The 14,505-nt window shown below is 66.1% G+C and carries 13 protein-coding genes and 1 pseudogene; 11 read left to right on the top strand and 3 right to left on the bottom strand.

The features are described 5' to 3' along the window. Positions 1-57 precede the first annotated feature (57 nt). The 7 genes from SA190iCDA_RS21100 (at position 58) to SA190iCDA_RS21070 (ending at position 8,075) form a co-directional block, all read left to right on the top strand. On the top strand, positions 58-1,899 hold the full coding sequence (locus SA190iCDA_RS21100; RefSeq protein ID WP_170833985.1) for an amidohydrolase: 1,842 nt from the start codon (positions 58-60) through the stop codon (positions 1,897-1,899). Between the two features lie 115 nt (positions 1,900-2,014). Continuing rightward, positions 2,015-3,670 carry an MFS transporter gene (locus SA190iCDA_RS21095; RefSeq protein ID WP_070887652.1) on the top strand — a complete coding sequence of 552 codons (1,656 nt, stop codon included), beginning with the start codon at positions 2,015-2,017 and terminating at the stop codon, positions 3,668-3,670. Next, complete coding sequence (gene ycaC / locus SA190iCDA_RS21090) at positions 3,654-4,280, top strand: isochorismate family cysteine hydrolase YcaC (RefSeq protein ID WP_139159553.1); 627 nt, start codon at positions 3,654-3,656, stop codon at positions 4,278-4,280. The genes SA190iCDA_RS21095 and ycaC overlap by 17 nt, the downstream gene beginning before the upstream one ends. Before the next feature lie 116 nt (positions 4,281-4,396). Next, positions 4,397-5,299, top strand: a complete 903-nt coding sequence (locus tag SA190iCDA_RS21085) for a LysR family transcriptional regulator (protein ID WP_070887651.1) — start codon at positions 4,397-4,399, stop codon at positions 5,297-5,299. A gap of 163 nt (positions 5,300-5,462) precedes the next feature. Further along, complete coding sequence (locus SA190iCDA_RS21080; RefSeq protein ID WP_070887650.1) at positions 5,463-6,419, top strand: GlxA family transcriptional regulator; 957 nt, start codon at positions 5,463-5,465, stop codon at positions 6,417-6,419. 211 nt (positions 6,420-6,630) lie between these two features. Further along, positions 6,631-7,278 carry a winged helix-turn-helix domain-containing protein gene (locus SA190iCDA_RS21075; RefSeq protein WP_083329896.1) on the top strand — a complete coding sequence of 216 codons (648 nt, stop codon included), beginning with the start codon at positions 6,631-6,633 and terminating at the stop codon, positions 7,276-7,278. Then, a complete protein-coding gene (locus SA190iCDA_RS21070) occupies positions 7,275-8,075 on the top strand; it encodes an ATP-binding protein (RefSeq protein ID WP_083329895.1) in 801 nt (266 codons plus the stop codon). Before SA190iCDA_RS21075 ends, SA190iCDA_RS21070 begins: the two co-directional genes overlap by 4 nt. Here SA190iCDA_RS21070 and SA190iCDA_RS21065 read toward each other — a convergent pair. The 3 genes from SA190iCDA_RS21065 to SA190iCDA_RS21055 all read right to left on the bottom strand — a co-directional run bounded on the left by SA190iCDA_RS21065 (position 8,072) and on the right by SA190iCDA_RS21055 (position 12,306). Then, positions 8,072-8,488 (bottom strand): helix-turn-helix domain-containing protein, encoded by a 417-nt coding sequence (locus SA190iCDA_RS21065; protein WP_070887649.1) that lies wholly within the window; start codon positions 8,486-8,488, stop codon positions 8,072-8,074. The two genes, SA190iCDA_RS21070 and SA190iCDA_RS21065, sit on opposite strands and share 4 nt — an antisense overlap. Before the next feature lie 132 nt (positions 8,489-8,620). Next, positions 8,621-9,253, bottom strand: coding sequence for a response regulator (locus tag SA190iCDA_RS21060; protein WP_070887648.1), 633 nt, complete (start codon positions 9,251-9,253; stop codon positions 8,621-8,623). Continuing rightward, positions 9,250-12,306, bottom strand: a complete 3,057-nt coding sequence (locus tag SA190iCDA_RS21055; protein WP_139159552.1) for a sensor histidine kinase — start codon at positions 12,304-12,306, stop codon at positions 9,250-9,252. Before SA190iCDA_RS21055 ends, SA190iCDA_RS21060 begins: the two co-directional genes overlap by 4 nt. Before the next feature lie 32 nt (positions 12,307-12,338). Here SA190iCDA_RS21055 and SA190iCDA_RS21050 point away from each other — a divergent pair, with 32 nt between their 5' ends. The 4 genes and pseudogenes from SA190iCDA_RS21050 (at position 12,339) to SA190iCDA_RS21035 (ending at position 14,441) form a co-directional block, all read left to right on the top strand. After that, a complete protein-coding gene (locus SA190iCDA_RS21050; protein WP_139159551.1) occupies positions 12,339-12,779 on the top strand; it encodes a hypothetical protein in 441 nt (146 codons plus the stop codon). Positions 12,780-12,815: 36 nt separating this feature from the next. Further along, positions 12,816-13,709, top strand: a pseudogene (locus SA190iCDA_RS21045) (phage integrase); the annotation flags it as partial. Between the two features lie 70 nt (positions 13,710-13,779). Further along, entirely contained in the window at positions 13,780-14,025 is a 246-nt protein-coding gene (locus tag SA190iCDA_RS21040) for a FitA-like ribbon-helix-helix domain-containing protein (RefSeq protein ID WP_070887646.1), read from the top strand. Then, on the top strand, positions 14,022-14,441 hold the full coding sequence (locus tag SA190iCDA_RS21035) for a type II toxin-antitoxin system VapC family toxin (RefSeq protein ID WP_070887645.1): 420 nt from the start codon (positions 14,022-14,024) through the stop codon (positions 14,439-14,441). The genes SA190iCDA_RS21040 and SA190iCDA_RS21035 overlap by 4 nt, the downstream gene beginning before the upstream one ends. Positions 14,442-14,505: the final 64 nt, after the last annotated feature.

Here is a 14,505-nt window from a genome sequence, read left to right as displayed (position 1 = left end):
GCGCTGTGGTCTGCCTTACCTTTCGCCGGCGGTGCCGGTTATGCATTCGGAGCCAACATGAACGACGCCGACCTGATCCTGCTCAACGGCAAATTCCACACCGTCGACCCTGAGCGGCCGCAGGCCACTGCCGTGGCGATCAAGGATGGCCGCTTCATTGCAGTAGGCAGCGACGCCGAAGCCATGGCCACCAAGGGCGCCGCCACCCAGGTCATCGACCTCAACAAGCGCACCGCCATTCCGGGCCTCAACGACTCGCACCTGCACCTGATCCGTGGCGGCCTGAACTACAACCTCGAGCTGCGCTGGGAAGGCGTGCCGTCCCTGGCCGATGCCCTGCGCATGCTCAAGGACCAAGCCGACCGCACGCCCACCCCGCAGTGGGTGCGGGTGGTCGGTGGCTGGAACGAATTCCAGTTCGCCGAAAAACGCATGCCGACCCTGGCCGAGATCAACCAGGCGGCGCCCGATACCCCGGTGTTCCTGCTGCACCTCTATGACCGCGCCTTGCTCAACCGCGCCGCCCTGCGCGTGGTCGGCTACACCAAGGACACGCCCAACCCGCCCGGTGGCGAGATCCAGCGCGACAGCAACGGCGAGCCGACCGGCATGCTGATCGCCCGCCCCAACGCGATGATCCTTTACTCGACCCTGTCGAAAGGGCCGACGCTGCCCCTCGAGTACCAGGTCAACTCCACCCGCCAGTTCATGCGCGAGCTCAATCGCCTGGGGCTGACCAGCGCCATCGACGCCGGTGGCGGTTACCAGAATTACCCGGACGACTACCGGGTGATCCAGCAGCTGGCCGACAACGACCAGCTCACCGTGCGCATCGCCTACAACCTGTTCACCCAGAAGCCCAAGGAAGAGCTGGCCGACTTCCAGCAGTGGACCAAGACCGTCACCTACGGCCAGGGCACCGATTACCTGCGCCACAATGGCGCCGGCGAGATGCTGGCGTTCTCGGCCGCCGACTTCGAGGACTTCCTCGAGCCGCGTCCGGATCTGCCGCCGAACATGGAGGCCGACCTCGAACCGGTGGTGCGCCACCTGGTCGAGCATCGCTGGCCGTTCCGTCTGCATGCCACCTACGACGAATCCATCTCGCGGATGCTCGACGTGTTCGAGAAGGTCAACCGCGACATGCCGTTCAACGGCCTGCCGTGGTTCTTCGACCACGCCGAAACCATCACCCCTAAGAACATCGAGCGGGTCAGGGCGCTGGGCGGTGGTATCGCCATCCAGCACCGCATGGCCTTCCAGGGTGAATACTTCGTCGACCGCTACGGCAAGCAGGCTGCCGAAAGCACGCCGCCGATCAAGCGCATGCTCGCCGAAGGCGTGCCGGTCGGCGCCGGTACCGACGCCACCCGCGTGGCCAGCTACAACCCCTGGACCTCGCTGTACTGGCTGGTCAGCGGCAAGACCGTGGGCGGTACCGCGCTGTACCCCGAAGGCCTGTCCCGCGCCGTGGCGCTGCAACTGTTCACCCAGGGCAGCGCCTGGTTCTCCAACGAGCAAGGCAAGAAGGGCCAGATCAGGGTCGGCCAGCTGGCCGACGTGGCGGTGCTTTCCCAGGACTATTTCAGCGTCTCCGAGGAAGCCATCAAGTACCTGGAGTCGGTGCTCACCGTGGTGGGCGGCAAGGTGGTCTACGGCGCCGAGGAATTCGACAAGCATGGCAACCCACCGCTGCCGGTGCTGCCGGACTGGTCGCCGGTGGCCAAGGTGCCCGGGCACTGGAAGCCCGCGGCACCGCTACAGGCCGCCGTGCACCAGTGCATCGGCGCCTGCTCGGTGCACGCCCACAGCCATGAGCGGGCGCGGCAGAGCAAGGTGCCGGTGAGCGATTACGCCGGCTTCTGGGGTGCCTTTGGGTGTTCGTGCTTTGCGTTCTAGCGCTGCTTAGCTCCCACAGATAGCACACACATTTTTTAACTCGGCGTCTCTCCGCCGTCTCGGGCACGGTTGTGCCCGTTTTTTACCGATACCGACTTCTTTAACGGGATAGCCCATGACCCGCGTCACCCAAGCAACCACCGCCGGGCCCTGGAGCCCGCTGCGCACTCAGGTGTTCCGCTGGCTATGGCTGGCCAGCATCGCCTCGAACATCGGCACCTGGATGCACGAAGTCGGTGCCGGCTGGCTGATGACCTCGCTGTCGGCCAGCCCGCTGGCCGTGGCACTGGTGCAGGTGGCCGCGGCGTTGCCGATGTTCTTTCTGGCACTGCCGGCTGGCGCCCTGGCCGATATCGTCGACAAGCGCCGCTACCTGCTGACCGTGCAACTGTGGATGGCCACCGTGGCGGTGCTGCTCGCCGGCCTGACCCTGCTCGGTTTGATGAACGTGCCGCTGCTCCTGCTGCTGACCCTGGCCATGGGGATCGGCACCGCGCTGATGATGCCGGCCTGGTCGGCACTGACGCCCGAGCTGGTCGGCAAGGGCGAGCTGCCTGCCGCGGTGGCGCTATCCAGCCTGGGCATGAACGTGGCGCGGGCCATCGGCCCGGCCATTGCCGGTGTGCTGGTCAGCCTCAGCGGCCCCTGGCTGACCTTCGCCCTCAACGCCGTGTCGTTCTTCGCGGTGATCGCCGCCCTGTATGCCTGGAAGCGCACCCCCGCGGTGAGTATCCTGCCGGCCGAACGGCTGTTCGGGGCGGTGCGTCTTGGCGTGCGTTATGCGCGCAGCGCCAAACCCTTGCAGGCAGTGCTGGCGCGCACCTTCGCGTTCTTCGTTGGCGCCAGTGCCGGCATGTCGCTGCTGCCGCTGCTGGTGCGCCGCGAGCTGCACGGCACGGCGGCGGACTTCGGCATCCTGCTCGGCTGCGTGGGCGCCGGTGCCATCGCCGGGGCGATGTGCCTGCCCAGGTTGCGTGAGCGCCTGCGCAGCGACCTGATCGTCGCGGGCGCCAGCGTCGCCTACGCTGCAGTGCTGTTCGGCCTGGCCTTTATCCGCGACTTCACCCTGCTGATTCCGGTGATGCTGGTCAGCGGCGCCGCCTGGATCGCTGTGCTGTCGAGCCTGCAGGTGGCCGCGCAAACCTCGGTGCCGAGCTGGGTGCGGGCCCGTGCCCTGGCGGTGTACATCCTGGTGTTCTTTGGTTGCAGCGCCCTGGGCGGCATCGTCTGGGGGTCGCTGGCCAGCGAATACTCGCTGAGCGTGGCCCTGGCCGGTGGCGGGGCGCTGCTGGTACTCGGCGTGCTGTTGTCCTGGCGCTTCCGCCTGCCGGTCACCGACAGCGAGGACCTGGCGCCTTCGGTGCACTGGCCGGCGCCGGTACTCAGCGCTGACCTGGACCGCGAGCGCGGCCCGGTGATGGTCACCCTGGAGTACGACATTCCCCAGGAGCATGCCGAGGCGTTCAGCCACGCGATGCTCGCCGTGCGTGCCATGCGCCGGCGTAACGGCGCGCTGTCCTGGGGCCTGCTGCAAGACAGCGAAAACCCGCAGCTCTGGCAGGAGTTCTTCTTCGACGCCTCCTGGCTCGAGCACCTGCGCCACCACGGCCGCATCACCGTAGCCGAGCAACGCATCGAGGCCAACGCCCGGCAATACCAGCGCGCAGGCGTGGCCGTGCGCATCCGCCATCTGCTTGGCGTGCCCGAACCGCGCCACCCTGATCCCGTTCCCCCAACCCAACCGGAGTTTCATCATGAACAAGCCCTATAACCGCCTGGACAAAAACAACACTGCCGTTCTGCTGGTCGATCACCAGGCCGGCCTGCTGTCGCTGGTGCGCGACATCGACCCGGACAAGTTCAAGAACAACGTGCTGGCCCTGGCCGACATCGCCAAGTTCTTCAACCTGCCGACCATTCTCACCACCAGCTTCGAAACCGGCCCCAACGGCCCGCTGGTCCCCGAGCTGAAAGAGATGTTCCCGGAAGCGCCGTACATCGCTCGCCCTGGCCAGATCAACGCCTGGGACAACGAAGATTTCGTCAAAGCCATCAAGGCCACCGGCAAGAGGCAACTGATCATCGCTGGCGTGGTGACTGAGGTCTGCGTGGCGTTCCCGGCACTGGCGGCCATCGAAGAAGGCTTCGACGTGTTCGTGGTCACCGATGCCTCGGGCACCTTCAACCAGATCAGTCGCGACTCGGCCTGGCAGCGCATGACCAGCGCTGGCGCTCAACTGATGAACTGGTTCGCCGTAGCCTGTGAGCTGCACCGCGACTGGCGCAACGACGTGGAAGGCCTGGCGAAGATCTGCTCGGATCACATCCCGGATTACCGCAACCTGATGACCAGCTACTCGGCGCTCACCGCAGGCAAGTAAGCAGCACGTTTCAAGAGTAGGGTGGACGGCGCCTTTCCGTCCACCTGTCGTGCGATAGGTGGCAGCGTCAGCTTGCCCATCCATTTCTTCGGCGCAGCCATTTCCCGGAGCCCATCGTGAACCGCAACGACCTGCGCAAAGTCGACCTGCAACTGCTGGTCGTGTTCGAAAGCCTGATGCACGAGCGCAACCTCACGCGCACGGCGGAAAAGCTCTACCTCGGCCAGCCGGCGATCAGCGCCTCGCTGACCCGTCTGCGTGACTATTTCAACGACCCGCTGCTGGTACGCAATGGCCGCGAGATGGAGCCCACGCCCCGCGCGCTGGAGATCTTCCGCCGCCTGCCGGCTGCCCTGGATGGCATTTCCCAGGCGATCAGCGAAGTACGCGATTTCGAGCCGGGCAACAGCACCGCGGTGTTCCGCATCGGCATGTCCGACGATGTCGAGTGCGGCCTGCTGCCCCAGTTGCTCGCCCACCTGCGTCAGCAGGCGCCCGACTGTGTGCTGGTGGTGCGCAACGCCAACTTCCTGCTGCTGCCCGGCCTGCTCGCCACCGGCGAGGTGTCCATCGGCATCAGCTACACCACCCAGCTTCCGGCCAATGCCAAGTGCCGCAGCCTGCGCGATATCCGCGCCATGGTGATCCGCGCCGACGACGGCACGCCGCCGCTGACTCTGGACGACTACTGCACGCGGCCCCACGCCCTGGTATCGATGTCCGGCGACCTGTGCGGCAACATCGACCAGGACCTGGCGCGCCTGGAACGCAGCCGCAAGATCGCCCTGGCGGTACCGCACTTCAACGGCCTGGGCGCGTTGCTGCGCAACTCCGACATGATCGCCACCATTCCCGACTACGCCGCCGAAGCGCTGGTGCAGGGCGGCGGCCTGGTAATGGAAGAGCCGCCGTTCGAGATCGTGCCGGCGCAGTTGACCATGGTCTGGCGCGCCGCCCAGGATCAGGACCCGGCCGAGCGCTGGCTGCGCGAACAGATCCTGCGCTTCATGGCCGCCTGAGCCCTGCAGGCTATTCGCCAGCAACACCTTAGTGTCGCTTCGTTGCAACCCCGCAGGGGCTGTTTAACCGGCGGCCATGCCTCGATAATCGACGCCAGGATTTACAAACCTGACAGCTGCCCCGTGACGGTAGCTGTTGTTTACCTTGCGCTCGAGATTGTGCATGACCAGCAAAACCGTGGCGATTGTGCTCTACGCCGACGTCCTGATGCTCGACGTGGCAGGGCCCATCGAGGTGTTCTCGATCGCCAACCGCTACCTGCCGGAGAGCGACCACTACCGCATCCTTACCCTGGGGGCGGATTCCCTCGGCGTACGTGCCTCCAACGGCATCGGCATGCAGGCCGATCAACTGGCCGTCGATGCGCCGGTCGCCTACGACACCTTGCTGGTGCCTGGCGGGCCCGGCGCTTACAACGACAGGCACCCGCATCTGTACGGCTGGCTGCGTGATGCCGCCCAGGCCTCGCGCCGGTATGGCGCGGTGTGCACCGGGGCCTTCATTCTCGGCGAGGCGGGGCTGCTCGATGGCCACCGGGTGACGACCCACTGGCACTATCTGGATCGCCTCGGCAAACGCTATCCCAAGGCGCAGCTGGAGAGCGATCAGCTGTTCACCAAGGACGGCAAGCTGCTCAGCTCCGGCGGTGTGACGGCCGGCATCGACCTGGCGCTGTCGATCCTCGCCGACGATCACGGCAAGAAGCTCGCGCTGGATGTCGCCAAGGTGCTGCTGGTGGTGATCAAGCGCCAGGGCGGCCAGGCCCAGTTCAGCCCCTTGCTGCCGCCGACCGGCCAAGGCGCCACGCCACTGGATCGCGTGCAGCAGTACGTGCTGGAGAACATTCAGGAGCCGTTCACGGTGGAGCAATTGGCCGAGCTGGCGGCGATGAGCGTGCGCAACTTCGCCCGCGTGTTTACCCGCGAGCTGCAGATGACGCCCATGGAGTTCGTGCTCAACGCACGAGTCGACCATGCGCGCGCGCTGCTGGAAAGCACCGACCTGCCATTGAAGACGGTGGCCTTTCGCAGCGGCTTCGGCAGCACCCGGCACATGCGGCAGCTGTTCGACAAGTGCCTGGGCCTGACTCCGGTGCAATACCGCCACCAGTTCGGCTGACCCCCTGGCGAAGGGCCACGATGCCCGCGCCAGAGCCCTCGCTCGGTTGTCCGAGTTGCGCACCGCGATGGCCGAATCCGCCCCCCCGTGCCGATGTCGCCGGGCCGACGAACGGTAGAGAATGATTCTCTTATCAGAACAGGAGCGGCAGAGCGCCGAGCAGCCGAGACCCGATGGGTGACGTCCGGCATGGCGGGATGCTGAACAGGTCATGCATGATCTCGAACCCACTGGCAGTGCTACCGCCCTGCGTTTCGGCCGCTTCGTGCTGCACCCCCAGCGTCGCCTGCTGCTCGACGGCGACCGGCCGCTGCCCATCGGCGCCCGCGCCCTGGACATCCTGCTGGTGCTGGTGGAAAGCGCCGGCAAGATTGTCAGCAAGGAGGCGATCATCGCCCGGGTGTGGCCGAGAACCTTCGTCGAAGAGATCAACCTGCGGGTACACATCTCCGCCCTGCGCCGGGTGCTCGGTGTATGTCCGCAATCGCGGGACTACATCACCAACGTGCGCCAGCGCGGATATAGCTTCGTCGCCCATGTCGAGCTGGTCAGCCAGGCCGAGAACGATGCGCCGCGTGCGCCCAGCGAGCTGCCCACCCTGCCGGGCCGGGCGGTGCGCATCGAGGGTCGCGAGCGGCTGATCGACGAGCTGACCCGCCGCCTGCCAACGCGCCGGCATATCACCCTGATCGGCCCCGGCGGGGTCGGCAAGACCACCGTGGCGTTGCGCGTGGCCCAGCAGCAGCTCGGCCAGTTCGCCGATGGCGTGCGCTTCGCCGACCTGGCAACGCTCGACGAGCCGGCGCGACTGGCCGCCACTCTGGCCTCGGAGATAGGCATCGCGGTGCCGAAGGCGTGAGTGCCCAGGCCCATCTGCAGGTGACCCTGGCCAACCGGCACATGCTGGTGCTGATGGATAACTGCGAGCATCTGGTCGATGCCTGTGCCGCACTCAGCGAGGCGCTGCTGCAGGCCGCACCGCGGCTGCACATCCTGGCCACCAGCCGCGAGGCGTTGCGCACCGCCGAGGAATACGTGCAGCCGCTGGCGCCCCTGGAGGCGCCACCGCTCGGCAGCCATCTGCGCTTGGCCGCAGCGCTGCGCTATCCGGCGGTAAAGCTGTTCGTGCGCCGGGCGCGGGCCCGTCAGGCGGACTTTCGTCTGTTGGAAAGCGATGTGCCGCGGGTGGCCGAACTGTGCTGGCGGCTCGATGGTCTGCCTCTGGCCATCGAGCTGGCCGCTGCCCAGCTCGACGTGCAGGGCCTCGATGGCATCCTGGCCCAACTGGGCAACCACAGTTACCTGAGCCTGCTCGGGCGGCGTAGCACGCCGGCCCGGCATGCCAGCCTGCAGGCCTCGCTGGAGTGGAGCTATCAACTGCTCAGCGCCGAGGAGCGCCGCTGCCTGCAGGGCCTGGCATGCTGCGATGCGTACTTCACGGTGGCCGATGCGCAGCAGGCGCTGGCGGGGCTGAAAATCAGTGACAGTGCGCGATGCGCCGCCGTGGCGCGTCTGGTGGCGTTGTCGCTGATCGGCCTGCGCCGTGATGGCGGGGTGGTCTACTACCACATGCTCGGCGGCACCCGCGCTTTCGCTCGGCACAAGGCCCAGGAGGCGGCGAGCCTCGGTGAGTGGGACACGCCGGCGCTGGCCTAGGCGCAGCGGCTAGCAGGCGAGGCGCTGCAGTCGACCGGCGGGCCTTGATGCAGGCGTTTGAAGGCCAGCGGCGTCATGCCCTGGCTGCGGGCGAACACCCGGCAGAAATGCGCCTGGTCGAAGAAGCCACATTCCATGGCGACCTGCGTCAGGGACAATGGCGTATGGCGTAGCAACGCGATCGCCTTGTCCACTCGCTGCTGGCGCAGCCACCCATGGGGCGACAGGAGGGTGCTTTGCTTGAACTTGCGGGTGAAGTGGCTGCGTGACAGGGCACAGGCCTCGGCCACTTCGGCGACCGATATGCCGGCATCCAGGTTGGTCAGCATCAACTGCTTGGCGATCGCTTCCTGCCAGGCGGCGAGCTTGCCGGCCGACGCTGGCGACTGTGCGGAACCCTGGATGGCCTTCATGCTGATATCCCTGCTGGCGCCCCGGCGACATCGTGTCGCGAGGCAGCAGGGATTGTTGAAGAGCGGGGCGGTGGCGGCGAGTTGCGTAATGTTAATTAAGGTCAAGCCGGCGCCATAACGCTCGGCCGGGCGCTACTGCCAGCCGTCGATGATGCCGCGTTGCAGGGCGATGCTCACCGCATGGGTGCGGTTGCGCGCCTTGAGCTTGGTCATGATGCTGCGCATATGGCCTTTGACGGTGTCTTCGGAGATCGCCAGCTGCGCGGCGATATCGCCGTTGCCCAGGCCCTGGGCGGCGCGTGCCAGCACCAGGGTTTCACGCGGGGTGAGGCCGTCCTCGGTGATGGCGGCGAGCAGCTCGCTGGCGATGGGGTCCGGAAAGTAGCGTTTGCCCGCCGCCAGGCTATGGATGGCGGTGACCAGCTCCTTGCGCAGCATATTCTTGAGCAGGTAGCCCCGGGCGCTGGCCTGCACCGCCTGCAAGGCGCGGGCGTCGCCGCTGTAGGTGGTGAGCACGGCGATGCAGGCATCGGCGAATTGCGCGCGAATCGTGCGGATCGCCTCGGTGCCGCTGAGGCCGGGCATCTGCAGATCCATCAGCGTCACGTCCGGGCGCAACTCGGCGAAACGCGCCACGGCCTGCTCGCCATCGGCGGCTTCACCGACCAGCTCGATGTCCGGGTGGGCTTCGAGCACGGCGGCGATGCCTTCGCGCAGCAGGGGATGGTCGTCGACCACCAGCAGGCGGATCGGTATGTCACTCATGCGTCGTCGCTCTCGGTCGTGGGCGGTCGTGGGCGCGTGAGCCAGCGGCGCCAGGGTTGTCGGGCTTGGTCGGCATAGGACAGCGCCGCCTTGATCCGCAGTTCCACCCGAGTGCCGCCGCTTGCCAGGGCTTGTACGGTGAGGGTGCCGCCGACCTGCGCCGCGCGTTCGTGCATGCCGCGCACGCCCCAGCGTTTGGGCCGGCCTTCAGCCGTAGCGTAGTCGGCGGCAATGCCCTGGCCATCATCCTCGATGCATACGCGCAAATCGCGCACGCCGTAGTCCAGGGTCAGAGTGATCTGCCGCGCGCTGGCATGGCGCAGGGTATTGCCGATGGCTTCGGTGGCGATGCGGTAGGCCGCGTCCTGCACGGCGGCGTGCAGCGTGCGCTTGTTGCCCGTGTCATGCAGGGCGATTCCAATACCGGGATCGTCCAGGCCCTGCACGAACTGGCTTAGCTCAGCCGCCAGCCCAAGGCCGCTGGTATCTGGCTGGCGCAGGTGCTGCACCCGCTCGCGGCCTTCGTGCATCACCTGGTCGGCGCGATCCAGGGCGTGCTCAAGTCCCGTGCGCGCCGGGTGATCGGCGGCCAGGGTATTGGCCGCCGCCTGGAAGCGCAGCATCAGCCCCTGCAGGCTTTGCAGCAGGGTGTCGTGCAGCTCGCGGGCAATCCGCTCGCGCTCGCCCTGCTGGGCTTGCAACTGCAGGTGCAGGCGCTGCCGGTCACGGCGCACGGCACGGCGATGCAGCCACCACAGGACGAACAGCAGCGCCGTGGTGAGCGGCAGGTAGAACTGCGGGCGCAGATAAAACGCCGGCGCCACGCTGAAGGCCAGCATGGTCGGCGCCGCCGGTTCGCCATCGCTCTGATCGAATACCTGCACCTCGAAGCGGTAATCGCCGGCTGGCAGGCCGGTGTAGGTGGCCCGCCGCTGGCGCCCGGCTTCGATCCAGTCGCGGTCGTAGCCCTGCAGGCGGTAGCGGAACGACAGGCTCTGCGGCGCGCGCAGGTTCAGCGCCGCATAGTCGATGACCAGGCGCCGGCTACCTGCCGGCAGCTGCAATGTGGTCGGCAGCGGCTGGGGTACGCCATCGACCAGCAGGCTCTCGATTACCACCGTCGGCAACGGCGCTGGCGCAGGCTGGCGCGCCGGGTCGAGCAGGCTCACGCCGGCACTGGTGGAAAACCACAGCCGCCCGTCCGAACCCATCACGCCGGTGGGCAGCGGCAGTAGCCGATAGGGGTCGTTGGCCAGGCTGCCGTCCAGGCTCACCGAGCGGTAACGCAGGCGATAACCTGGCTCGGCCAGGGCGCGCGCCACTTCAGGTGCCGGCAACTGCAGGATGCCACCCTTGCCATGCACCCACAGGTCGCCATCGCGGCCGGGCAGCAGCGCATAGATATTGTCGAACTGGCCGTTGGCCGGCAGCGGCAGCATCTGGAAGCGTTGGCCATCGAAGCGCGCCAGGCCGTGCTGGCCGCCAACCCAGGAAACCCCGTGGCGGTGCAGTTGCGCGGTGACATGGCCGATCTGCAGGCCATCCGCTTCGCCCCACTGGCGCCATTGATCACCCTGGCGACTGACCAGCAGGTTGTCGCGGTAGCCGAACCACAGCCGGCCTTGCTCGTCGCGGCTGGCGCTGACCGGCATCACCTGGCTTGGCTTTTCGCCGACGCCGGCCGCCGCCTGCCACTGCCCCCCGCGTAGCACGAACAGCCCGAGCCCGTTGATCGATACCCACAGGCTGCCGTCATCGGCCAGGGTCAGCGCCCGTACCGACGCATCCGCCATTGCCTGCTCCGGCAACCTGGCCAGCAGCGCAACGCCCGCCGCCGTGGCGTGCCAGATGCCGTGGGGCCCGCCGGCCCAGATGCCAGCGGCACGGTCGGCGAGCAGGGCGGTCACCGGTTCGGCGATCGGCCAGTGCTGCAGCTCTCCGTCCTGCAGGCGCATCAGCCCGCGGTTGCCACTGGCGGCCCACAGCGCCCCATCCGTGGCCATCGCCAGCGCCGCATTCAGGGTACCGGCCGGCAGTGGCGCAGGACTCAGTTCGCGCAGCCGGAAACGGTCGAGCCCGGCGTTGCTGCCAGCCCACACCGTGCCGTCGCGATCCTCCAGCAGCGGCCAGAGATAATCGGCGCTCAGGCCCTCGGTGCGGGTCACCCGCTCGGCGCGGCTGAGATCCAGCGGCATACGGACATGGCGGTAGCGGCGCAGGCCATTGCCCGGCGTGCTGGTCCAGAGTCCGCCTGCCTTGTCGAACAGCAGGCCGTTGATGGGCGCGTCCACCGTCTGTGTCTGCATGCGTGGCCGTGTGCCGGGAATTACCCGATGCAGGCGATTGACGTAGCGCTCGGCGATCCAGATGGCGCCATCCGCGGCCTGGGCGATCTGGCTGGCCCAGTCGATAGCGCCGTCCACTTCGGTAAAACGCTGGGCGCCGGCAGGGCGCTGATATAAGCGATGGCTGCCGGCGGCCCAGGCCGTCCCGTCCCGGTCGACGAACACCGCCCGTGCGCTCCTGGCACTGAAGCCCTGGTCGGCGCCGACCGGGGTCCAGCGCTCGCCGTCGAAGCGGGCCAGCCCCTCATGGGCCGCCGCCCAGAGGGTGCCGTCGCGGTCGCGAGCCAGCCCGTACAGCGCACCGCCCGGCAGGCCCTGGCCGGGTGGGTAGCTGCGGGTCGTGCGCCCCTGGATCAGCCGGGCACCACCGGCCCGCAGGCCGACCCACAGGCCATCATCCACCGCCAGCAGGCTGGTCACCGTACCCAGTGGTTGGCCGTCGCCTGGCTGGTAGTTCATGAACCCGAAGCCGTCGAAACGCAGCAGGTTGCTGTCGCTGCCCAGCCACAGATAACCGTCGCCGGTTTGCGCCAGGGCACCAACCTGGTTGGGGCCATCGTCGTCCGCCATGGTCCAGCGATGGTGTTCGCGCTGCGCCAGCGGTTCTGCCTGCACCGGCAGGGCCAACAAACCCGCCAGTAGCCAGGCGCAGCAGCGAACCACCCACAAGGGCTGGCGACGAGCAGACGAGGAGGCGAGGGCATTCACGGCAGAGAATCAAGTGCGCAAGGAAAAGCGGATTGTGCAACCGCGCCCGCCGGCGTGCCAGCGCCACGGCCGAATACCAGCCGATTGACGGCATGCATATCAGACCGGCAGGAATCGGTTTACGGCTGTACACTGAACTTGCAGCTGCCAATGCAGCTCTGATGGATCAGATCATCACCAGCCAGGAGGGCGAGATCATGGGACCGGAAGACCGAGAGTGGTGGCGCGAAGGCCGCCGACAGCGGGGCCACAATGCCTCATGGGACAACTTCAGCGCCAAGCCCGGCCCCAAGGGTGGCAATGTCCTGCGCATCCAGCGCCCACTCAAACTGACTACCACGCCGCCTTACCTGCCGCTGCAAGCCCAGCAGTTGATCGACAGCCGTGAAAACACCAGCACCAGCCGCATACTGCTTATTCTCGGCGTGGTGACCGTTGCCGCGCTGATCGTGGCGGGGTTTCTGGTGATCTAGTCCGACTCTCGAACTACTCGGGAGTATGCCTAGACTGCAGCCCAGCGCTATGAGTCGGATTACTTCGCCTCACTGCAGGACACCGGCAGGCCAATCGATGATCGCCTGTCTGATCTGGTGACCCTATGGCACTCACTGCACGGCAGCAGCCTGAAGGACGTGAAGGGCCGACTCTCTCGCACCCTGGCTGTCGTTGAACGCCTCGGTAACCCTCTGGCCTCTCAGTTCGATGCGCTCGCCTGGGCTCGCTATCGGCAGTCTCGTCTGAAGGACGTTTCGCCCCACACGGTCAACCATGAACAGCGCTACCTATCGGCTGTTTTCTCTGAGCTGATCCGCCTCGGCGCATGGCATGGCGTTAACCCGCTGGCCAAGATCCGGCAGATCAAAACCGACCAGACCGAGCTGACGTTTCTGACCCTGGATCAAGTCGGCCTGCTGCTCGATGAGTGCCGCAAGTCGTCCAACAACCATACCTACCCGGTCGCCCTGATCTGCTTGGCCACTGGTGCTCGTTGGGATGAAGCCGAAAGCCTCAGCCGCGCTAGCCTCTTCGGCGGAAAGGCGCACTTCCACCGGACAAAGAATCGTCAGTCCCGGTCGGTGCCGATACCGAAGGAAGTTGAGGAGGCTGCGCTATCGGTTGCGATGCCAGGATCTGGCCGACTATTCATGCCCTGCAGGGCTGCGTTCCGTAGTGCGTACCAGCGTTGCGGCTTCCACACACCGGGGCAGCTAACTCACATTCTGCGGCACACGTTCGCCAGCCATTACATGATGGGGGGAGGGGATATTCTCAGCTTGCAGCGCATCCTGGGGCATTCGTCCATTGCGATGACCATGCGCTATGCACACCTGTCGCCTGATCACCTGTCCTCGGCCCTTCGTCTGTCGCCGCTGCAGCAGAGCAGCTACGCCATTGGCCTGTAAACATGTGTGCATGTCCACATGCATGCACGTATGATAGCAATGACTGCATTGATTTCATTTGGAGGGTCTCATGGCAACTATCACTATTCGAAATCTGGATGATGACCTCAAGGCCATGCTGCGCGTCGTTGCCGCTAGCCACGGGCGTTCCATGGAAGAAGAGGCGAGACTGATCATTCGCCAAGCGCTGACCAAGCAAGATAAGAAAGGTGGCTTAGGTAGTCGCATCCATGCCCGTTTTTCTGCAGTGGGTGGCGCTGACCTTGAAGTGCCTGAGCGAAACACTAAAGCCAGGGCTGCGAGCTTCGACGAATGATCCTGATTGATACCAACGTGCTTTCGGAGCTGATGAAAGCGAAGCCAGCGGTAGAGGTTCTGTCATGGGTCGACCAGCAGCCTGCAGGACAGCTTTACATAAGCTCCATCACCGTGGCTGAAATCCTCTATGGCATCGCTCGACTGCCGGATGGAAAGCGCAAGACTGCTTTCGCCGATCTGGCGAAGCTGATGTTTGATGAGGATTTTGCGGGACGAATTCTGCCGTTCGATACCGATGCGGCGATTCGCTATGCCAGTTTGGCTGCAGCCAGTGAGGCGAAGGGAAGAGTGGCAGATATGGCCGATGCGCAGATCGCTGCCATTGCGGCTTTATACGATGCGCCTGTTGCTACGCGTAATGTTCGGCACTTCGATCACCTGGGGGTTAGCGTCATAAACCCTTGGGTCGATTGATCGTAGTGGACACGCCGTAGTCACTTTGTAGTCACCGGCGCAAACAAAAAAGGGCTTACCTTTC

It is taken from the genome of Pseudomonas argentinensis, from assembly GCF_001839655.2.
GTDB lineage: Bacteria > Pseudomonadota > Gammaproteobacteria > Pseudomonadales > Pseudomonadaceae > Aquipseudomonas > Aquipseudomonas argentinensis_B.
This window is presented reverse-complemented; position numbering and strand designations above follow the sequence as displayed.